General features: G+C 71.1%; 19 protein-coding genes and 1 tRNA gene. 15 read left to right on the forward strand and 5 right to left on the reverse strand.

What is annotated here, in order from left to right:
• Positions 1-59: 59 nt before the first annotated feature.
• The 9 genes from QM641_RS06585 (at position 60) to QM641_RS06625 (ending at position 7,974) form a co-directional block, all read left to right on the forward strand.
• Positions 60-944, forward strand: a complete 885-nt coding sequence (locus QM641_RS06585) for a ParA family protein (protein ID WP_415114692.1) — start codon at positions 60-62, stop codon at positions 942-944.
• A complete protein-coding gene (locus tag QM641_RS06590; RefSeq protein ID WP_415114694.1) occupies positions 928-1,782 on the forward strand; it encodes a segregation and condensation protein A in 855 nt (284 codons plus the stop codon). The genes QM641_RS06585 and QM641_RS06590 overlap by 17 nt, the downstream gene beginning before the upstream one ends.
• Positions 1,772-2,389, forward strand: coding sequence for an SMC-Scp complex subunit ScpB (scpB, locus tag QM641_RS06595; RefSeq protein WP_415114696.1), 618 nt, complete (start codon positions 1,772-1,774; stop codon positions 2,387-2,389). The genes QM641_RS06590 and scpB overlap by 11 nt, the downstream gene beginning before the upstream one ends.
• Positions 2,386-3,168: a pseudouridine synthase gene (locus QM641_RS06600; RefSeq protein WP_415114698.1), complete on the forward strand. Its 783-nt coding sequence runs from the start codon at positions 2,386-2,388 to the stop codon at positions 3,166-3,168. The genes scpB and QM641_RS06600 overlap by 4 nt, the downstream gene beginning before the upstream one ends.
• Positions 3,169-3,219: 51 nt before the next feature.
• Positions 3,220-4,299: a prephenate dehydrogenase gene (locus QM641_RS06605; RefSeq protein WP_415114747.1), complete on the forward strand. Its 1,080-nt coding sequence runs from the start codon at positions 3,220-3,222 to the stop codon at positions 4,297-4,299.
• Positions 4,292-4,990: a (d)CMP kinase gene (cmk, locus tag QM641_RS06610; protein WP_415114700.1), complete on the forward strand. Its 699-nt coding sequence runs from the start codon at positions 4,292-4,294 to the stop codon at positions 4,988-4,990. Before QM641_RS06605 ends, cmk begins: the two co-directional genes overlap by 8 nt.
• Positions 4,980-6,506 (forward strand): ribosome biogenesis GTPase Der, encoded by a 1,527-nt coding sequence (gene der, locus QM641_RS06615; RefSeq protein ID WP_415114702.1) that lies wholly within the window; start codon positions 4,980-4,982, stop codon positions 6,504-6,506. Before cmk ends, der begins: the two co-directional genes overlap by 11 nt.
• 168 nt (positions 6,507-6,674) lie before the next feature.
• Positions 6,675-7,571 carry an NUDIX domain-containing protein gene (locus tag QM641_RS06620; protein ID WP_415114704.1) on the forward strand — a complete coding sequence of 299 codons (897 nt, stop codon included), beginning with the start codon at positions 6,675-6,677 and terminating at the stop codon, positions 7,569-7,571.
• A gap of 166 nt (positions 7,572-7,737) precedes the next feature.
• Entirely contained in the window at positions 7,738-7,974 is a 237-nt protein-coding gene (locus QM641_RS06625; RefSeq protein ID WP_415114706.1) for a DUF2809 domain-containing protein, read from the forward strand.
• A 20-nt stretch (positions 7,975-7,994) separates the two neighbouring features.
• Here the strand turns inward: QM641_RS06625 and QM641_RS06630 are convergent, their stop codons facing one another.
• Positions 7,995-8,360 carry an RNA-binding S4 domain-containing protein gene (locus QM641_RS06630; protein WP_415114708.1) on the reverse strand — a complete coding sequence of 122 codons (366 nt, stop codon included), beginning with the start codon at positions 8,358-8,360 and terminating at the stop codon, positions 7,995-7,997.
• A gap of 7 nt (positions 8,361-8,367) precedes the next feature.
• The gene (locus QM641_RS06635; protein WP_415114710.1) at positions 8,368-8,946 is read right to left on the reverse strand and encodes a GNAT family N-acetyltransferase; all 579 of its coding nucleotides are present in this window, start codon (positions 8,944-8,946) and stop codon (positions 8,368-8,370) included.
• A gap of 180 nt (positions 8,947-9,126) precedes the next feature.
• On the opposite strand from QM641_RS06635, the gene QM641_RS06640 reads away from it, so the two are divergent.
• Positions 9,127-9,200, forward strand: a tRNA-Pro gene (locus tag QM641_RS06640).
• A 267-nt stretch (positions 9,201-9,467) separates the two neighbouring features.
• Entirely contained in the window at positions 9,468-10,022 is a 555-nt protein-coding gene (locus QM641_RS06645) for a hypothetical protein (RefSeq protein ID WP_415114712.1), read from the forward strand.
• 131 nt (positions 10,023-10,153) lie between these two features.
• Here the strand turns inward: QM641_RS06645 and QM641_RS06650 are convergent, their stop codons facing one another.
• A complete protein-coding gene (locus QM641_RS06650; protein WP_415114714.1) occupies positions 10,154-11,746 on the reverse strand; it encodes an APC family permease in 1,593 nt (530 codons plus the stop codon).
• Between the two features lie 20 nt (positions 11,747-11,766).
• Here QM641_RS06650 and QM641_RS06655 point away from each other — a divergent pair, with 20 nt between their 5' ends.
• Genes QM641_RS06655 through QM641_RS06670 form a run of 4 tightly spaced genes read left to right on the forward strand, consistent with a single transcriptional unit; the run spans position 11,767 to position 17,887 of the window.
• The gene (locus QM641_RS06655) at positions 11,767-13,785 is read left to right on the forward strand and encodes a primary-amine oxidase (RefSeq protein ID WP_415114716.1); all 2,019 of its coding nucleotides are present in this window, start codon (positions 11,767-11,769) and stop codon (positions 13,783-13,785) included.
• Positions 13,786-13,812: 27 nt separating this feature from the next.
• Complete coding sequence (locus QM641_RS06660) at positions 13,813-15,171, forward strand: NAD-dependent succinate-semialdehyde dehydrogenase (RefSeq protein ID WP_415114718.1); 1,359 nt, start codon at positions 13,813-13,815, stop codon at positions 15,169-15,171.
• A 3-nt stretch (positions 15,172-15,174) separates the two neighbouring features.
• Positions 15,175-16,218 carry an agmatine deiminase family protein gene (locus tag QM641_RS06665; protein WP_415114720.1) on the forward strand — a complete coding sequence of 348 codons (1,044 nt, stop codon included), beginning with the start codon at positions 15,175-15,177 and terminating at the stop codon, positions 16,216-16,218.
• A gap of 7 nt (positions 16,219-16,225) precedes the next feature.
• Positions 16,226-17,887 (forward strand): amidase, encoded by a 1,662-nt coding sequence (locus QM641_RS06670; protein WP_415114722.1) that lies wholly within the window; start codon positions 16,226-16,228, stop codon positions 17,885-17,887.
• Here QM641_RS06670 and QM641_RS06675 read toward each other — a convergent pair.
• Entirely contained in the window at positions 17,877-18,551 is a 675-nt protein-coding gene (locus tag QM641_RS06675; protein WP_415114724.1) for a response regulator, read from the reverse strand. The genes QM641_RS06670 and QM641_RS06675 overlap by 11 nt on opposite strands.
• Positions 18,548-19,786 carry a sensor histidine kinase gene (locus QM641_RS06680; protein ID WP_415114726.1) on the reverse strand — a complete coding sequence of 413 codons (1,239 nt, stop codon included), beginning with the start codon at positions 19,784-19,786 and terminating at the stop codon, positions 18,548-18,550. Before QM641_RS06680 ends, QM641_RS06675 begins: the two co-directional genes overlap by 4 nt.
• Positions 19,787-19,803: the final 17 nt, after the last annotated feature.

The following is a 19,803-nucleotide window of genomic DNA, read 5'->3' on the forward strand; positions in this document are numbered from 1 at the left end:
CGCCGGGAGGCGACAGAACGGGCCACCTCGCTAGACTCGGGGGGACGAGAGGAGAGTCCGTGGCGGGCAGCAAGCGGGGTGCGGCGAAGACCCCCCCATCAGACACCCCGATCGGCCCCACCGGGCGGCCCTATCAGGGCTTTCCCACCCCTCCCAAGCTCGACGGCCATGGTCCTGCGCGCATCATCGCGCTGTGCAACCAGAAGGGCGGCGTCGGCAAGACCACGACGACGATCAACCTCGCCGCGGGCCTGGCATCGTACGGTCGCCGCGTGCTGACGGTCGACTTCGACCCGCAGGGCGCGCTGTCGGCAGGGCTGGGCGTGGCATCCCACGACGTCACCACGATCTACGACCTGCTGCTGGATCCCAAGCGCGACGCGCACGAGGCCATCATCCACACCCGCGTGGAGGGGCTCGACGTCATCCCCGCCAACATCGACCTGTCCGCCGCCGAGGTGCACCTGGTCAACGAGGTGGCCCGCGAGATGATCCTCGCCCGCGTGCTGCGGAAGGTCTCGCCCGACTACGACGTGATCCTCGTGGACTGCCAGCCGTCGCTGGGACTGCTGACCGTCAACGCCCTGACCGCCAGCCACGGCGTGCTCATCCCGCTGGAGTGCGAGTTCTTCGCCCTGCGCGGCGTGGCCCTGCTGATCGAGACGATCGACAAGGTGCGCGACCGGCTGAACCCCTCGATCACCCTCGACGGCGTCCTCGCGACGATGTACGACCCGCGCACGCTGCACTCGCGCGAGGTGCTCGAGCGCGTCGTGGAGGCGTTCGGCGACGATGTGCTGGAGACCGTGATCGGTCGTACGGTGAAGTTCCCGGATGCCTCGGTGTCGGGCATCCCGATCACCGAGTACGCCCCCGAGCACCCCGCCGCCCAGGCCTATCTGCGACTGGCGCGGGAGCTGGTCGCCCGTGGCGCCGTCGCCTGACCAGGCCGTGCCGGACCAGGCCGTACCGGACGAGGCGGCGCCCGGCACAGCCGACGACGAGGGGTTCCGCGTCTCGCTCGGGGTCTTCGACGGGCCCTTCGACCTGCTCCTGAGCCTGATCTCGTCGCACAAGCTCGACATCACCGAGATCGCGCTGAGCCGCGTGACCGACGAGTTCATCTCCTACCTGCGGAGCCTGTCCACCGACGAGGAGCTCGACGAGGCATCCGAGTTCCTCGTCGTGGCGGCGACTCTGCTCGACATGAAGGTGGCCGGCCTGCTTCCGCAGGGGGAGCTCGTGGATGCCGAGTCGGTGGCGCTCCTGGAGGCCCGCGATCTGCTGTTCGCCCGGCTGCTGCAGTACCGCGCGTTCAAGGAGGTGTCGGGCTGGTTCGCCGAGCGGTTGCAGGCCGAGGGGCGCCGGCACGTGCGGTCGGTGCGCCTGGAGGAGAAGTACCGCCGCGCCGTCCCGGAGCTGGTCTGGACGCTCTCGCTCGACGATTTCGCCGCGCTCGCGGTGCTCGCCTTCACGCCGAAGGAGATCCCGCACGTCGGACTCGGCCACCTGCACGCGCCGCTGGTCTCGATCCGCGAGCAGGCGGCGATCGTGGTGACGCTGCTGCGCGATGCCGGGCAGCTCACCTTCCGCGACCTCATCGCCGGGGCCGCCCAGCCCGGCGTGGTCGTGGCCCGGTTCCTCTCCGTCCTGGAGCTCTACCGGCACGCGGCCGTGTCGTTCGAGCAGCTCGAGCCGCTCGGCGAGCTGACGCTGCGCTGGACGGCCGAGCGCTGGTCCGACGAGAGCCTTGCCACCCTGGGAGCCGACTATGACCGATGACCCGACCCTGTTCGCCGACGCCGAAGCGGAGCCCCGGCCGCCGCTCGCACCCGTCGACGTCGCCCGCCGGCTCGAGGCGATCCTGCTCGTGGTCGACGAGCCGCAGAGCCTCGTCTCTCTGGCCGCGGCGGTGGCCGCTCCCGTCCCGGCCGTGCGGCAGGCGGTCGAGAACCTCGTCGCCGACTACGACGGCGAACTGGGCGGGCCGCGCCGCGGCTTCGAGCTGCGCGAGGTCGGCGGCGGCTGGCGGCTGTACGTCCGCGCCGAGCACGACGACGTGGTGTCGGAGTTCGTGAACTCGCAGGCGCCGTCGCGCCTGTCGCAGGCGGCCCTGGAGACCCTTGCCGTCATCGCCTACAAGCAGCCGGTCACGCGCGGTCAGGTGGCGTCCATCCGCGCCGTGAACGTCGACTCGGTCGTGCGCACTCTCCTGGCCCGGGGCCTGGTCGCCGAGGTGGGGACCGATGCCGAGACCGGCGCCATCCTGTACGGCACCACCGATGCACTGCTGGTGCACCTGGGCATCAACTCCCTCGACGAGCTGCCGCACATCTCCCCGCTCCTCGATGACGGCGCGGCCGGGTTCGACAGCGAGGAGCGTCGGTGAGCGACAGCCACGACGCCGCGCCGCGCACGGGTGAGCGCCTGCAGAAGGTGCTCGCGAACGCCGGGGTGGCCTCCCGCCGCGTGTGCGAGCAGTACATCGTCGAGGGCAGGGTGCGCGTCAACGGCGCGGTCGTCACCGAGCTCGGGTCGCGGGTCGACCCCGCCGTCGACCTCGTCGACGTCGACGGCACGGCGGTGCAGCTGGATGCCACGAAGCGCTACGTCATGCTCAACAAGCCCACCGGTGTCGTCAGCTCCATGAAGGACGAGCACGGCCGCCCCGATCTGCGCCGGTTCACGCGGGAGTGGCCGGAGCGCCTCTACAACGTCGGGAGGCTGGACGCGCAGACGAGCGGACTGCTCGTCCTCACCAACGACGGCGAGCTCGCCCACGTGCTCGCCCACCCGTCGTTCGGGGTCGCCAAGGTCTACATCGCGAAGGTCTCCGGGCGCGTGACGCCGCAGACGATCGCTCGCCTCACCCGCGGCGTCGACCTCGACGACGGCCCGATCGCCGCCGACCGCGCGCGCCTGCTCGACGCGCGCGGCGACGCCGGCCTCGTCGAGCTGACCCTCCACTCGGGTCGCAACCGGATCGTGCGTCGCATGATGGCCGAGGTGGGGCATCCGGTCGTCGAGCTGGTGCGGCGCAGCTTCGGGCCGCTGCACCTGGGAACCCTCCCGGCGGGCCGGGCGCGCGAGTTGACTACAGTGGAACGCGGCGCGCTCCTGACCCTCGCGCGCCGGGCGGCTCCGCCGGGGGACGAATCCGATCAGTAGGGCGGAGAAGCAGTGACCGACTCGACGGCCGTGGCTGCGCGCCAGGCGCGGATGCCGGGCACCGTGCGCATCGTGGGTGCAGGCCTGCTCGGCGCGAGCATCGGACACGCGCTGCGCGAGCTCGACGTCGACGTCGCGCTCGTCGACGCCTCGCCCGCACAGCTGCGCCTCGCCGTCGACTACGGCGCCGGCAGGCCCGCCCACCCCGACGACAGGCCGGTGCTGGTGGTCGTGGCGGTGCCGCCCGACGTCACCGCCGACATCGTCGAGCGCGAGCTCGTCGCCCACCCCGGCGTCGTGGTGACCGACGTCGCCAGCGTCAAGCTCGAGCCCCTCAATCAGCTGCGCGCGCGCGGAGTGGACCTCACCCACTACATCGGCTCGCATCCGCTCGCCGGCCGTGAGCGCGGCGGGGCCGTCTCGGCGCGCGCCGACATCTTCGTCGGGCGTCCCTGGGTGGTGTGCCGCGATGCGTCCACCCCGGCGAGCGACCTCGCGCTCGTGGAGGGGCTCGCCCTCGACCTCGGCGCCCTGCCGCTGGAGATGACCCCCGAGGAGCACGACGCCGCCGTCGCGCTCGTCTCGCACGTGCCGCAACTGGTGGCGAGCCTGCTCGCCGGCCGGTTCGTCGACGCGCCGGACGGCTCTCTGCGGCTCGCAGGTCAAGGGGTGCGTGACACGACGCGCATCGCGGCATCCGCCCCCGAGCTGTGGGTGCAGATCCTCGGCGCGAACGCGGCTCCGGTCGTCGGTGTGCTCGACGCGCTCGCCGACGACCTGCGGTCGGTCGCCGATGCGCTGCGCGCCCCCGACGTCCCGGGTGCACGTCGCACCGTGGCCGACACGATCCGCCGCGGCAACGACGGCGTCGAGCGGCTGCCCGGCAAGCACGGACAGAACAGGCGGTTCGAGAAGGTCGTCGTGATGATCGACGACCGGCCCGGGCAACTGGGGCGTCTGTTCGGCGAGCTGGGGGAGCTCGACGTCAACGTCGAGGACTTCCGCCTGGAGCATTCGCCCGGCGCCCCGTTCGGCCTCGCCGAGATCAGCGTGGTCCCCGACGCCGTCCATCGGACCGTGGCCGGGCTCGAGGCGCGCGGCTGGAGGATTGCGAGCATCCCGGATGACTGAGCCCCGCACCGCGACGCCGACGGTCGTCGCCATCGACGGCCCCGCCGGCAGCGGCAAGTCGAGCGTCTCCAAGGCCGTGGCCCGGCGGCTCGGGTTCGGCTATCTCGACACCGGCGCCGCCTACCGGGCGCTCGCCTGGCACGTGCTCGGCCGCGGAGCCGACACCGCCGACGCGGCGGCGGTCGTGGCATCCGTCGCCGACTTCGACTACGCGATCTCGCTCGACCCCGACGACCACTGGGTGCGTGTCGGCGCGCACGACGTGACCGACGCGATCCGCGAGCCGCGCGTCTCGGCGGCCGTCAGCGGGGTCGCGCGCGTGCCCGAGGTGCGCGCGTCGGTGAATGAGCTCTTCCGCGCGCTGGTGGCGCAGTCGGGGCGCCCGGGCGTCGTCGTGGAGGGCCGCGACATCACCACCGTGGTCGTCCCCGATGCGCCGGTGCGGATCCTGCTGACCGCGGCCCCCGAGGTGCGCGCCGCGCGGCGCAGCGCCGAGGTGACGACGCAGGATGCCGCGACCGTCGCCGCGGCTCTGCACCGCCGCGACGCGTCGGATGCGCAGGTCGTGGACTTCCTCACCGCCGCACCGGGGGTCACCGTGGTGGACTCCACAGAGCTCGATTTCGCACAGACCGTGGCGGCCGTCCTCGACGTGGTCCGCGCCGAGGAGGGAGCCCGCCATGGGAGCTGACGACCAGGACTACGAGGGCGGCCCCGACCACCTCGTCGAGAAGCTTGCAGAGCTCGACGAGGAGCTCGCCGACCAGCGGGCCGAGGCGTTGCGCGCCTCGCTCGCCGACTATGAGCTCGACGACGAGGACGCCGACCTCCTGGAGGGTATCGCCGAAGGCGATGACGGCATCCAGGTGCTGCCGGCGTTGCCGGTCGTCGCGATCGTGGGGCGCCCGAACGTCGGCAAGTCGGCCCTCGTGAACCGCATCCTCGGTCGCCGTGAGGCCGTCGTCGAGGACACCCCGGGTGTCACGCGAGACCGCGTCACCTACAAAGCGGAGTGGATGGACCGGAGGTTCACGCTCGTCGACACGGGCGGGTGGGAGCCGGATGCCAGGGGCATCGACCGCTCGGTCGCCGCCCAGGCCGAGGTCGCGATCGACCTCTCCGACGTCGTGCTGTTCGTCGTGGACGCGATGGTGGGGGCCACCTCCACAGACGAGCGCGTCGTGCGGCTGCTGCGCAAGAGCGGCAAGCCAGTGTTCCTCGTGGCCAACAAGGTCGACGACGCGCGGCAGGAGCCCGAGGCCGCGGCGCTGTGGGGCCTGGGTCTCGGTGAGCCGCACGCGGTCTCGGCGATCCACGGCCGCGGGGTGGCCGATCTGCTGGACGAGGTCATGAAAGTCCTCCCCGAGGTCTCGGCGGTCGCGAAGAACGAGATCGGCGGCCCGCGCCGCGTCGCGATCCTGGGACGGCCGAACGTCGGCAAGTCGTCGCTGCTGAACAAGGCGGCCGGCGAGGACCGCGTCGTCGTCGACGACCTCGCCGGCACCACGCGCGACCCGGTCGACGAGGTCGTGGAGCTGGGCGGCAGGCTCTGGCGACTGGTCGACACCGCCGGCATCCGTCGCCGAGTGCACCTGCAGCAGGGGGCGGACTTCTACGCGTCGCTGCGGACCTCGGCGGCGCTGGAGAAGGCGGAGGTCGCCGTCGTCGTGCTCGACGTGAGCGAGCCGATCAGCGAGCAGGACGTGCGGATCATCGACCTGGTCCTGGAGGCGGGCCGGGCGCTCGTGCTGGCGTTCAACAAGTGGGACCGCCTGGGCGACGTCGACCTGGAGGACATCGACCGACGCCGCTACCTGGAGCGCGAGATCGAGCAGGACCTCGCCCACGTGTCGTGGGCGCCGCGGGTGAACATCTCCGCGCGCACCGGGCGGCACCTCGACAAGCTCGTGCCGGCGCTGGAGACCGCGCTGGCCTCGTGGGACCAGCGCATCTCGACCGGGAAGTTCAACGCGTTCCTCGCCGAGCTCGTCGCCGAGCATCCGCATCCCGTGCGCGGCGGCAAGCAGCCCCGCATCCTCTTCGGCACGCAGGCATCCACCCGGCCGCCGACGTTCGTGCTGTTCACGACCGGGTTCCTCGACCCCGGGTATCGGAGGTTCATCCAGCGGCGCCTGCGCGAGCTGTTCGGGTTCGAGGGCACCCCGATCGTGACCAACATGCGCGTGCGGGAGCGCCGCCAGCGCTGACCCCTGGGCCTCCCCGGGTCACTGCTCTGTTTCGCGAGTCACTGCCTTGCGCGCGAGTCATTGTGCTGGAGAGCAGTGACTGGCCGCTAAGGCAGTGACTCGCGTGGATACGAGGGTGAACACCAGGCCGGCGCGCGGCGGGTGGTCCGCTGTGACAGGGTGGATGCCGTGACGATCGTGCCGCCGGAGCCGGGAGAGCCGCGCCGTCCGCACGGGCCGCGCGATCCCGGCGACGCGTGGGTCGTGGCGGGTACGGGGGAGCGGTACTGGGGGCGGTTCGGTGCCGCGGGGCTGCTCGCCCTCGACCCCGAGCGCGGCGTGCTGCTGCAGCACCGGGTCGCGTGGAGCCACTTCGGCGACACGTGGGGACTGCCCGGCGGTGCGCGACACCGGGGCGAATCGGCGCGCGACGGGGCGCTGCGCGAGTCGAGCGAGGAGGCCGGGGTCCCGCCCCGCGCTGTCCGTGCGCGCCTGATCAGCGTCTTCGACGCGGACGTCTGGACCTACAGCACGGTCGTGGCCGATGTGTCGGAGCCGTTCGAGCCCGTCATCAGCGACCCGGAGAGCCGCGAGCTCGCGTGGGTGCCGGTCGACGCGGTCGCGGACTACCCGCTGCATCCGGGCTTCGCGGCGTCGTGGGCGCGGCTGCGGGCGCTGCTGGCCGTGCGCCCGGCGATCGTGGTCGACGCGGCGAACGTGGTCGGGTCGGTGCCCGACGGGTGGTGGCGCGACCGCGCCGGTGCCGCCGCGCGGCTGCTGGGAGCGGTCGCGCGGCTCGCCGAGCGGGGGCTGGATGCCGCCGCCCTCGGACTGGACGCGGACACGTGGTTCCCGGAGGTCTCCGTCGTGGTGGAGGGGCAGGCGCGCGCGGTGGCGGAGGTCGACGGCATCCGACTCGTCCGGGCGGACGGTCACGGCGATGATGCGATCGTCGCCGAGGCGGAGCGGCTCGTCTCCGCCGCGCGCGCGGTGACCGTCGTCACGAGCGATCGCGGACTGGCCGGGCGAGCGGATGCCGCGGGCGCCGGCGTGCGGCCGGTCTCGTGGCTGCGCGACCGGCTGTGAGCGTCACGCGCACCCGCCGCGCGGTCGGCGCAGGCATCGTGGTCGCTGCGGTCGTCGCGGGACTGGCCGTGCACGTGCTGCTCCCCGATACCACAGTGACCGATGTCGCCGGCGATGTGCTCTACGCCGCGGCGGCGTGGGCGGTGGTCCTCGTCGTGCTGCCGCGATGCGCTCCGCTCTTGGCCGGCGCGATCGCGGCGGTGTGTGCGTCGCCGTGGAGCTGTTCCAGCTCACCGGGGTCCCTCAGACGGTCGGCGCAGCCTTCCCGCCGGCGATGCTCGTGCTCGGCACGGTGTTCGATGCGCGCGATCTCGCGGTGTATCCGAGCGCGATCGCCGTGCTCGTGGTGCTCGATGCGCTCGCGCGCCGGCGGTCGGCGTCCCGGCATCCGCGAACCGGCTGATCGGTCTCGCGCCGCGCCGGCTACCCGTCGCGGCCGCGGAGGCGATCGAGTTCGCGCCGCTCGCGCTTGGTCGGCCGCCCGGCGCCGCGGTCGCGCGCCGCGATGACCGGCAGCGCCTCCCGCGGCGGCGTGCGGTCCTCGGCGGCCTCCGCAGCCAGTGCGGCGCCGACGCGCTTGGCGATGGGCTTGCGCACGACGAGCAGCCGGTCGAACCCGGCGATGCGCACGCGCAGCTCGTCGCCGACCCGCACCGGCTGGGCGGCCTTCGCGCGCTCGCCGCCGACCCGCACGTGCCCGGCGCGGCAGGCGGCGGTCGCTGCTGACCGGGTCTTGTACACCCGCACGGCCCAGAGCCACGCGTCGACGCGGGCCGTGGCATCCGTCATGACGCGTTCACGCCAGCGTGAGGGCGACGATCGGTCGGCTCGCGCCGGGGCGGGCGACCTCGGTGAAGCCGGCAGCCTCAAAGGTCGACAACGCCCCGTGGAACAGGTCGTTCGAGGAGACCCTGGTGATCGACAGGTCGATCGGATACCCCTCCACGACGCGCGCGCCGTGATCGCGGGCGTGGTCGACCGCGGCCTGGATCAGCAGCTCGTTGAGCCCCTGACGGCGGTACTCGCGGCGCACGACGAAGCACGTGATCGCCCACGCCGACGGGTCGTCCTGCGGGGTGGGGGAGGCCTTCAGGGTGCGCGAGCGCCCGATGCGCGGCTGGCTGAGCCGCGGCCCCACGCGCACCCAGCCGGCGGCCACGCCGTCGACGTAGGCGATGAGCCCCGGCGGCGGGGCCGACTCGATCTCCTGGCGCAGCAGCTCGCGCCGTTCCTCGCGGCTCGTGGACTTCCAACGGCTGCTGGCGAGCGTCCACCATTGACACCAGCAGCCGGCCCCGTCGCCGCCGCCGGTCATGGCGTGCTCGACATCGGCGAAGCGCTCCGGGGTGGCCGGCAGGATCGTGACATCGCTCATCCTTCGACGTTAACCCCGGCCTCGGACATCGGGAAGGCACGTTCGCGAGGCGCGTGCGCAACGAGTAAGCTGAGGGGGTTGCCCGTGCGCGGGCGGCGCGATCGGATGCCGCGATGCCGTGGCGCGTGTGACCCCCAGTCACACGGTCGATGCGCCGCCGAGCGAACGACACGTGCACGACGGGATGTGGCGCAGCTTGGTAGCGCACCTGACTGGGGGTCAGGGGGTCGCAGGTTCAAATCCTGTCATCCCGACAGACACAGAATGGCGTCGGCCTCCTCGCTGGGGCGCGCTCATCCCACCGCGAACCACCGCGTAGCCCGCGAACCTGGGTGCGCACTATGATCCTCCCATCAGCCGATCTGGGAGGTGCCGTGAGACGCAGCGCTCGATGGCTTTCCCACCCGATGATGGCAGGGGTTGCGGCGGTCGGAGTCGTCGCAGCTGCCATCTCAATCGGGCTAGGAGTCGCGAATGCTCCGACGCCGGATTCTAGCCAGACGCCGTCCGGTCCACAGTCCGTGATCGGCGAGGCAGGTCTGGGAACGGAGAAGGTCGGCCCGAGCGATGCCGACGCCGAGCGTGACGCCCTCGAGGAGGCGCCGCTCACTGATGAGGAAGCTGTCTGGATGACCCAGCAACAGCCGCTGGGTGAGGTGGCCTACCTCGCGGAGACCTCCTATCCCGATGATTTCGCGTACGCATTCTTCGGTGCTCAGGGCAGCGCTTTCACGATCGGGTTCAAGTCTGATGTTCCTCCAGGGATTGTCGCTGAGCTTTCGAAGACGGGTCTGAGCTATTCCATCGACGAGCACGTGGGGTTCACGCAATCCGATTATGAGGATGCGACGTCGAGCATCATCCACGAGTTCGATGAACTCGCCGCTCCAGCGGTTCAGTTCGTCGTCCGGCCGACTCCAGAGATGTCGGTAGGCAGCATCACTGTGACGGTTCACGGTGGCAGCGAAGGCACGATTGCAGAGGCAAAGCGCATCTTCGATTCGCTGACAACACCTCGACCCTTCGAAACGATTTGGGGCGTACCATCGCCCGATCGGATCACGCTCTTGAGCTAGGAATCGTGTTGGCGGCGGTGGTGTCAGTGCCAAGCCGTGGAACCAACGCATAGTCGGTTGAAGGCTTCGCGTGGGGTGAGGAAGCCGAGGGTGGCGCGGGGTCGGTCGTTCATCTCGGCGGCGATGGCGCTTCAGCCGATGCCGTCGTCGAAGACCGGGATCGCCGAGGTGTCGGTGCTCGCATCGGCCTTCGAGAGCAGCCTGCCCTTGAAGAAGTCCGGCGCCTTCGCGGCATACGCGATCATCAGCACCACCCCGATCAGCAGCACTCCGACGCCCAGGATGCCGACGAGACCGATCCCGCCGATGTTGCTGCCCGACCCGGCCTCGGGGTCCATCGAGTCGATGGTCGTCTGCACGAAGATGACCAGCAGCAGGATGCCGCCGATCGCGGGCAGGATCACCTGCATGATCACCGCACCGATGCCCTCCTTGGGCGCCGTCTTGCGGAAGTACCACGGGCTCGCCAGCGCGGTCAGACCGTAGTAGAAGCACACCATCATGCCGAGCGCGGTGATGGTGTCCCACAGCACGTCCTCGCTGATGAAGCGCATGACCGCGTAGAACACCGAGGCGACGATCGACGAGAGCAGCAGCGCCACGTGCGGGGACTTGTACTTGGGGTGCACCCGCTTGATCGCGGGGGGCAGGGCACCGTAGTGCGACATCGCGAGCAGGGTCCGCGCGGGCGAGATGGCCGTCGAGTTGATCGACGCCATCGCGCTGACGAGGATCGCGAGCGAGAGCAGGATCGCAGCGGGTCCCATCACCGGGTGGGCGAGCGCGGCGAAGACGTTCTCGATGATGTCGGGGTTGCCGAGCCCGGTGGGTCCGTCGCCGAGGCCTGCGTAGGCGACGGTGGCGGTCGCGGTGGAGACGTAGAGCACGACGAGGATGGCGACGAGGATCATCGCGGCCTTGCTCTCGGTCGACAGCTTGCCCTTGGAGGGCTTGGTCTCCTCACCCATCGTCAGCACGGTGTCCCAGCCCCAGTAGACGAAGATCGAGACGGAGACGCCGGCGGCGAAGGTGCTGAAGTCCGACACCTCGAAGGGGTTGAACCACGAGAGCGTGGGGGCCACGGATGCGGCGTTGCCCGGGTCGGCGGAGCCGATGAACATCGCGATGATGAACCACACCATGATCAGCATCTGGAAGGCGACGGTGACGTACTGGTAGATCTTCGTCGAGGTCATGCCCCGGTACGAGATATAGGTCGCCATCGCCATGAATCCGAGGCATACGAGGATGTTCACGAACTTGTTGTCGGCGATGTCGGCGATGTCGGGGTTGTTCACGAGGATCGCGATCGACTGGAACAGGAACTCGACGGCGATGCCCGCCAGGTTCGACAGCACGAGCACGGTCGCGGCGACCAGGCCCCACCCGGCCATCCAGCCGATCCACGGGCCGAACGCTCGCGTGGCCCAGGTGAACGAGGTGCCGGAGTCGGGCATCGCCGTGTTCAGCGCGCGGTAGCCGAGGGCCACGAGCAGCATCGGGATGAAGCCCATGAGGAAGATCGCGGGGGTCTGGTAGCCGACCTCGTTCGCGGCGGGACCGACCGAGGCGGTGAGGGTGTACGCGGGGGCGCAGGTGGAGATGCCGATGACGAGGGCGCCGAGCACGCCGACCGTGCCCGACTCCAGTCCCTTTCGGCTGATTCCGGTGGCGGCGTCGAGGGTCCGAGTCTGCGGATCGGTGCTCTGGTCGTATCGTGACATCGGGGTCACCACTCTTTCTGGTGCCCCACAGCACCAATGGTCGGTATCGTAGTGCGCGTCGTGCGCCTTCCGATACGCGGTGTGGAGCCCCAAGTTCAGAGGAGAACTCGATGACAGCCCATCCGCTCGATTCGTTGACCGCAGCCGAGTTCACTGCGACATCCGCGCTGCTGGCGCAACAGAAGCAGATCGACGCCGGCTGGCGCTATGCGTCGATCATCCTGAAGGAGCCGCCCAAGAGCGAGGTCAAGGCCTGGCGGGAGGGGGACCCGATCGTGCGCCGGTCCCTCGCCGTGCTCTGGAACAAGCAGAGCAACCAGGTCTACGAGGCCGTCGTCAACCTGAGCGACGGCGTGCTCGACAGCTGGACGCACGTGCCCGGCGTGACCCCGAACTTCACGATCGACGAGTACCACGACTGCGACGAGACGCTGCGACAGAACCCCGAGGTGCGCGCGCGGCTTCAGCAGCGCGGGGTCGATCCAGACCTGGTGCTGTTCGACCTGTGGACCTACGGCCGCGAGGTCATGCCCGAGCAGTGGCGCGACCGGCGCCTGGGCTGGGTCGACCTCTGGGCGCGCGCCACGCCGGACGGCAACCCCTACGCGCACCCCGTGAGCGGCCTGAAGATCATCGTCGACGTGAACACGATGGAGGTGCTCGACTTCGACGAGGCGCACGATCACGGCATGCCCGCCGTCGACGCGGAGTACGTGCCCGAGGTGCGTGGACTGAAGCCCCGCACCGACCTCAAGCCCCTCGACGTCGTGCAGCCCGAAGGGGTCTCCTTCGACCTGGAGGGCTCGCGGCTGCGCTGGCAGAACTGGGAGTTCCGGCTCGGCTTCAACTACCGCGAGGGGCCGGTGCTCTACCAGGTCAGGTTCAAGGACGGCGACGAGTACCGCGACATCGCCTACCGCATGTCGCTCGCCGAGATGATCGTGCCCTACCGCGACTCGAGCTTCGACCACTACCGCCGTACCGCCTTCGACATCGGCGAGTGGGGCCTGGGCTACATGTGCACCTCGCTCGAGCTCGGCTGCGACTGCCTCGGCGAGATCACCTACCTCGACGGCGTGCTTCCCGACACCAAGGGCGAGCCGTACACGATCAAGAACGTGATCTGCCTGCACGAGGAGGACGACGCCGTGCTGTGGAAGCACGTCGACCCCGACGCGGGCGCGGAGGTGCGACGCATGCGTCGCTTCGTGGTGTCGGTGCACGCGACCGTCGCGAACTACGAGTACCTCGTCTACCTCCGCTTCTACCCCGACGGCAACATCGAGTGCGAGATCCGCGCGACCGGCATCATGGTGACCACGCCCATGTCCGAACAGGGCACGACGTTCCCCACCGGCACGGTCGTGGACGAGCGCACCTACGCGCCCTACCACCAGCACTTCCTCGTGGCGCGCATCGACATGGACGTCGACGGGGAGGATAACACCGTGGTCGAGACCGAGTCGTTCGCGCCGCCCATCAGCGAGTCGAACCCGTTGGGACTCGATCTGCACACGCGGGCGACCGTGATCGAGTCCGAGAAGGATGCCGGGCGCACCTACCGGTGGGAGACCCAGCGCGGTTGGAAGGTCCAGAACCCGAACCGGCTCAATGCCTGGGGCAACCCGACGGCCTACAAGCTGGCGCCGTCGGGGCAGTTCCCGGCCATGTTCGACGCGACCTCGCCCGTGCTCAAGCGCAACCCGGTGATCGGCAACACGCTCTGGGTGACGCGCCACCACGACGACCAGCTGTGGCCGGCCGGCGACTATCCGACCCAGTCGGCCGATGACCTCGGCAACGGCATGACGGCCTGGATCTCCGACGACGAGAGCCTCGTGAACACCGACGTCGTGCTGTGGTACGTGTTCGGCATCCACCACATCACCCGCACCGAGGACTGGCCGATCATGCCCGTCGACAAGGTCTCCTTCGAGCTGAAGCCGTTCGGCTTCTTCGATCGGAACCCCTCGCTCGACGCGCCGCGCTCCGAGCCCAAGGGCGCCTGCTGCGGCCCCTCGCACACCTGCGACAACTGAACGACACAACGAGAAAGCGAACCCTCGATGAGCATTTTCGCCGTCATCGACCCGGCCACCGGGCACACCCTCGCGGAGTACCCGGGCGCCAGCGACGCACAGATCGAACAGGCCCTCGCCGCCGCGGACAGCGCGTACCGGGGCTGGGCGCGAGGCAGCACCGTCGCCGAACGCGCCGCGCTCGCCCACCGCGCCGCCGAGCTCATGCTCGAGCGCAAGGACGAGCTCGCCGCGATCATCACCCGCGAGATGGGCAAGCCGCCCGCCGCGGCGGAGGGCGAGGTGGAGTTCGCCGCGGCGATCACCGACGCGTTCGCGACGCACGGCGAGGAGTGGCTCGCCGACGAGTCGCTGGCCGTCGAGGACGGCCTGCGCACGTTCTTCCGCTACCAGGGCATCGGCGTGATCCTCGGCATCATGCCGTGGAACTTCCCGTACTACCAGGTCGCTCGATTCGCGGCGCCGAACCTCGTGCTCGGCAACACCATCGTGCTCAAGCACTCGGAGCAGTGCCCCGAGTCGGCGCTGGCGCTGGAGAGCATCTTCCGCGACGCGGGCTTCCCCGAGGGCGCCTACGTCAACGTCTTCGCGTCGCACGCGCAGATCTCCACGATCATCGCCGACGATCGCCTCCAGGGCGTCTCGCTCACCGGCTCGGAGCGCGCCGGCGCGATCATCGGCGAACAGGCGGGCAGGGCGCTCAAAAAGTGCGTGCTCGAGCTCGGCGGCTCCGATCCGTTCATCGTGCTCGACACCGACGATCTCGACCATGCGGTCCAGCACGCGGTGATCGGTCGCATGGAGAACTCCGGCCAGGCCTGCAACGGCTCCAAGCGCATCATCGTGCTCGACGCCTATTTCGACGCGTTCGCCGAGAAGTTCGCGGCGGCCATCGGCGCCCAGTCGTACGACGCGGGCGACTACGGTCCGCTCTCTTCGGCGCAGGCGACGAAGACCCTCACCGCCCAGGTGCAGGGCGCGCTCGACCAGGGCGCGGAGCTGCTCGTCGGCGACAACGCCCCCGAGGGCAACAGGTACACGCCCTCCGTGCTCACGCGCATCACGCCGGAGATGGACGTCTACAGCCAGGAGCTGTTCGGTCCGGTCGCCCAGCTGTACCGCGTCGCCAGCGACGACGAGGCCATCGCGCTCGCGAACTCGTCGCCCTACGGCCTCGGCTCGGTGATCATCTGCGACGACGTCGAGCGGGCGGAGCGCGTGGGCGACCGACTCGAGGTCGGGATGGTCTTCATCAACGGTGCCGGCATCGAGGGACCGGACGTGCCCTTCGGCGGCGTGAAGAAGTCCGGCTTCGGCCGCGAGCTCGGACGCGTCGGCATGCTCGAGTTCGCGAACAAGAAGCTCTTCCGTTTCGCGGAGAAGTGACCCATGGCGTGGCGCATGCCGTCCGAGACGGCACCACACGACCGCACCTGGATGACTTTTCCCCGAGAGGGACAGACCCTCGGCGAGACCGCTGAGCTGCGCGAGGAGGGCTACGCCGCCTGGACCGCGGTCGCCCATGTCGTCGCCGAGTTCGAGCCCGTCTCGATGCTCGTCGACCCCAGTGAGCTCTCGCGAGCCCGGCGCATGCTCGGCGGGCACATCGAGATCGTCGAGACACCGGTCGGCGAGTTCTGGGCGCGCGACACCGGCCCCACCTTCGTGGTCGACGACGAACGCCCGGGAGTGCTGGGTGCCGTCGACTGGATCTTCAACGGCTGGGGCGATAACGACTGGGCCGACTGGCGGCCGTCGTCCGACCACGCGCGCTTCATCGCAGCGCAGGTCGGGGCGGAGCTGGTGAGCTCGACCCTCGTCAACGAGGGCGGCGGCATCCACGTCGACGGCGAGGGGACGGTGCTCCTGACCGAGACGGTCCAGCTCGACCCCCGCCGCAATCCCTTCGCGGATCGGGCGCGCGTCGAGGCCGAGATGCTGCGCACGCTGGGGGCTTCGACCTCGGTCTGGCTGCCCCGTGGCCTGACGCGCGACTACGACGAGTTCGGCACGAACGGGCACGTCGACATCGTCGCCACGCTCACCGCTCCCGGCCACCTGCTGCTGCACGAGCAGCCCGACCCCGCGCATCCCGATCACGCCGTCATCCGCGAGCTGCGCGAGTTCCTCGGGTCGCAGACCGATGCCGCCGGCAGGCGGTTCGAGATCACCGGCATCCCCGCACCATCCACGCTGCGTGACGAAGCGGGCTTCGTCGACTGGAGCTACGTGAACCACCTGGTCACCAACGACGGGGTCGTCGCGTGCGGCTTCGGCGACGACGCCGCCGATGCCCGCGCTCGCGAGATCCTCGCGCAGGCGTACCCCGGTCGGCGGGTGGTGAGCGTCGACGCTCGGCCTCTGTTCGATCGTGGCGGCGGCATCCACTGCATCACGCAGCACCAGCCCTCTCTGGTCGGGGCGGAAGGCTGACTCGGGCATGACCGAGCCGTTCCAGCCCCTCGAGGCGAGCATCGAGCAGACGCTCGCCGCCCTCGCTGAGGGGCGCACCACGGCGGTGGAGCTCGTGACCTGGTGCCTGGCGCGCATCGAGGCCTACGATCGGGGTCCCGAGGGCCTCAACTCCGTGGTCGTGGCAAACCCGCGCGCGCTCGACGAGGCGGCCGAGTCGGATCGCCGCCGGGCGGCCGGTGACGTCGGTCCCCTGGAGGGCGTACCGTTCACGGTCAAGGACTCCTACATGGTCGAGGGTCTCACCGTCGCCTCCGGCTCGCCGGCGTTCGAGCACCTCGTCGCCCAGTGGGACGCGTTCTCGGTGGCGAGGCTCCGCGAGGCCGGTGCTGTCCTGATCGGGAAGACCAACATGCCGCCCATGGCCGACGGGGGCATGCAGCGCGGCCTCTACGGACGGGCCGAGAGCCCGTACAACCGCGACTACCTCGCCGCGGCCTACGCGTCGGGGTCGTCCAACGGCTCGGGCGTGGCGACGGCGTCGAGCTTCGCCGTGTTCGGCATGGGGGAGGAGACGGTCTCGTCCGGTCGCAGCCCCGCGTCGAACAACGGGCTCTGCGCGTACACGCCGTCGTGGGGGATCCTGTCGATCCGGGGCAACTGGCCGCTGTTCCCGGCGCGCGACGTGGTCGTGCCGCACACGCGCTCCATGCCCGACATGCTGCGCCTGCTCGACGTGCTCGTGCAGGACGATCCGATCACCCGCGGCGACTTCTGGCGCAACCAGTCGGCGGTCGTGCTGCCGACCCCGAGCGCGCACCGGCCGGCCTCCTATCTCGCCCTGCAGGATCGAGAGGCACTGCGCGGCAGGCGCTTCGCGGTGCCTCGCATGTACCTCGGCGAGGACCCCGCCTTCCCGATCGCGGTGCGACCGTCGGTGCTCGCCCTCTGGGAAGGCGCGAAGGAACGCCTCCGGTCGCTCGGCGCCGAGGTCGTCGAGACCGACTTCCCGCTCATCGAGCGGTACGAGGGCGACCGCCCCGGCCAGGAGAACGTGGCGCAGCTCGGCGTGCTGCCCGAGGGGTGGATGGACACCGAGTTCACCGAGTTCCTCGCGTACGGATGGGATGATTTCCTCAAGGCGAACGGCGACCCGGCGATCCCCGAGCTGGCGGTGGTGGACCCGGATCGGATCTTCCCCCGCGTGCCCGGCGCGCTGCCTGACCGCTACGAGGAGGTCGACGACTACGCGAACCGCTACCGCGCGACCGTCGCGTACGCGAGGCGAGGGATCACGGACCCTCGCGAGCGCCCTGACTTCGCCGACGGGCTGCGCGCGCTCGTGCGGCTGCGCGAGGACCTGCTGGAGGCCTGGCTCGACGAGCACGGCTTCGACGGCGTCGTGTTCCCGGCGAACGCCGATGTCGGGCGCGAGGACGCGGAGTTCGATCGGGAGTCGGCCGATCACGCGTGGTCGAACGGCGTGTTCTTCTCCAACGGCAACTACGCGCTGCGCCACCTCGGCATCCCGTCGGTGACCGTCGCGATGGGCCTGATGGACGACATCGGGATGCCGGTCGGGCTCACCTTCGCCGGCCGCGGCTACGACGACCCGGCGCTCCTGGCCTACGCCGCAGCCTTCGAGGCAGGAGGTCCGCGGCTGCGGCCGGTTCCGGCGCTCAGCGCATAGGTCCGCGCGCCAGCGCGATCGCCTGCGCCCGGTCGCGCACGCCGAGCTTCGCGAACAGCACGTTGATGTGGGACTTCACCGTCGCGACGCCGATGAACAGGTCGCCTGCGATCTCGGCGTTGTTGCGGCCCGTGGCGACGAGGGCCAGCACCTCGGCCTCGCGGGCGGTGAGTGAAGTGAAGCGCGCTCGCAGGGCGACCGGCTCCAGCGATCGCACCGGGTCGTCGGCGGATCGGCCCACGAGCCCCTCGACGAGGCGCGCTCCGACCTCGGCGGCCAGCGTGGTCTGACCCCGCGCGACCGCGCGGATCGCGGCGGCGACCTCGGCCCGCGAGGCGTCCTTCGTGAGGTAGCCGCGCGCACCGGCGCGCAGCGCCCCGGCGACGGAGGCGTCGTCGGCGTAGGTGGTGAGCACCAGGACCGCTGTCTCCGGATGCGCGGCGAGGATCCGGGCGGTGGCGGCCGTGCCGTCGAGCACCGGCATGCGCAGGTCCATCAGCACGACGTCGGGACTGGTTCGTTCCACGGCGAGGCACGCCTGCTCGCCGTCGGCCGCCTGGGCGACGACCTCGACGTCGGGCAGCAGGTCGAGGACCGTCGCCAGCCCCTCGCGCACGATCGCCTGATCGTCGGCCACCACGACTCTGATCGTCGGCTCGCTCATCGCGCCCCCTCCGTACGCGCGGCGACGCGGACTTCGAAGGTGCCGTCGCGCTCGCCCCACGTCGCCTCGCCTCCCGGCAGGGCCGCGAAGCGCGCCCTCATCCCGGCCAGCCCCCGCCCGGTCCCGGATGCCGCGATCACGACGTCGCTGGTCGTCAGAGGGTTGCGCACCGTGAGCTCCACGCGGTCGGCGCTCCAGTCCTCGCGTACCGACACCGGGGCTCCGGGCGCGTGTGCGCGCGCATTGCTCAGCGACTCCTGCGCCGCCCGCCGGAGCGCCACCGCCGTGTCGCGACGCAGGACGCGGGCCTCCCCGCGCTGGACGAGCTCGACGGTGCCGCCGAGCCTGCGGTGCGCCTCGACCAGCTCGCCGACCGCGGTCGTGAGCTCGGCACCCGGAACGCGTGCGGCGCCGTCGTGCGACCCGTCGTCGTGCAGCGCCTCGACCGCGCGCCGCGCCTCGGCCAGCCCCGACGCCGCCAGCTGCCTGGCATCCTGCAGCCGCTCCGGCGCGGACGGGACCCGTCCGGCCTCCAGCTGGGCCGCCGCCGCGTCGAGCTGGATGACGAGGCCGCCGAGGCTGTGGGCGAGCACGTCGTGCAGGTCGCGGGCGAGCGTCTGCCGCTGCGCGAGTGCGGCCGCGCGCGCCTGCTCGACGCGTGCGGCCGCGGACTGCGCGGCGGCCTCGAGCGCGGCGGCATCCCTCGCACGCGCCTGGCGGCGGTTGCTGCCGCCGAGGACCGCGACGAGTACGCCGGCCTCGAGCGCGAGCACACCGGGCACCGTGACGCGACCGTCCGCCGCGGCGGCGATCGCGCCCACGGCGATCAGCCCGCCGGCCAGGAGAGCCGCGAGCCCGCCGGTCCAGGCGTGCTCGTCCCACGAGGCGAGGCGGAGCACGCAGGCGATCACGGGCACGATCGTGAGGCCGTCCGTGCTCCATACCGCGCCGGCTCCCGCGACGACCGCGACCAGCAGCAGCACGCGCAGCGCGTGCCGCCACGTGAGGGGGACGAGCACCGCGGACGCCCAGGCCGCCACCGACACGGATGCCAGCGGGATGCCGACCGCGGGCGCGGCCACGTCGCCGCGGGTCACCGCCGCGACGAGGTAGCCGAGCACCACCACGGCGCCGAACAGGTTGATCGCGCGGCTGAACGCGCTGCGACCGGCGCTGCCGGGCGTCGCCGCGGGCGCGGCCGGGCCGCGCGCGGGGGTCGCATCGGCGCTGGGCATGGCGTGCTCCCGGATCG

The sequence above is a fragment of the Microbacterium sp. genome (assembly GCF_047605725.1).
Taxonomy (GTDB): Bacteria; Actinomycetota; Actinomycetes; order Actinomycetales; family Microbacteriaceae; genus Microbacterium.

Bases quoted from the DNA above. Each gene is read 5' to 3' on its own strand.
- QM641_RS06680 (WP_415114726.1), bottom strand. From the start codon at position 19,786: ATGCCCAGCGCCGATGCGACCCCCGCGCGCGGCCCGGCCGCGCCCGCG.
- QM641_RS06605 (WP_415114747.1), top strand. From the start codon at position 3,220: ATGCCGGGCACCGTGCGCATCGTGGGTGCAGGCCTGCTCGGCGCGAGC.
- scpB (WP_415114696.1), top strand. From the start codon at position 1,772: ATGACCGATGACCCGACCCTGTTCGCCGACGCCGAAGCGGAGCCCCGG.
- QM641_RS06630 (WP_415114708.1), bottom strand. From the start codon at position 8,360: ATGACGGATGCCACGGCCCGCGTCGACGCGTGGCTCTGGGCCGTGCGG.
- QM641_RS06650 (WP_415114714.1), bottom strand. From the start codon at position 11,746: ATGTCACGATACGACCAGAGCACCGATCCGCAGACTCGGACCCTCGAC.
- QM641_RS06665 (WP_415114720.1), top strand. From the start codon at position 15,175: ATGGCGTGGCGCATGCCGTCCGAGACGGCACCACACGACCGCACCTGG.
- QM641_RS06625 (WP_415114706.1), top strand. From the start codon at position 7,738: ATGCGCTCCGCTCTTGGCCGGCGCGATCGCGGCGGTGTGTGCGTCGCC.
- cmk (WP_415114700.1), top strand. From the start codon at position 4,292: ATGACTGAGCCCCGCACCGCGACGCCGACGGTCGTCGCCATCGACGGC.
- der (WP_415114702.1), top strand. From the start codon at position 4,980: ATGGGAGCTGACGACCAGGACTACGAGGGCGGCCCCGACCACCTCGTC.
- QM641_RS06675 (WP_415114724.1), bottom strand. From the start codon at position 18,551: ATGAGCGAGCCGACGATCAGAGTCGTGGTGGCCGACGATCAGGCGATC.
- QM641_RS06670 (WP_415114722.1), top strand. From the start codon at position 16,226: ATGACCGAGCCGTTCCAGCCCCTCGAGGCGAGCATCGAGCAGACGCTC.
- QM641_RS06635 (WP_415114710.1), bottom strand. From the start codon at position 8,946: ATGAGCGATGTCACGATCCTGCCGGCCACCCCGGAGCGCTTCGCCGAT.
- QM641_RS06660 (WP_415114718.1), top strand. From the start codon at position 13,813: ATGAGCATTTTCGCCGTCATCGACCCGGCCACCGGGCACACCCTCGCG.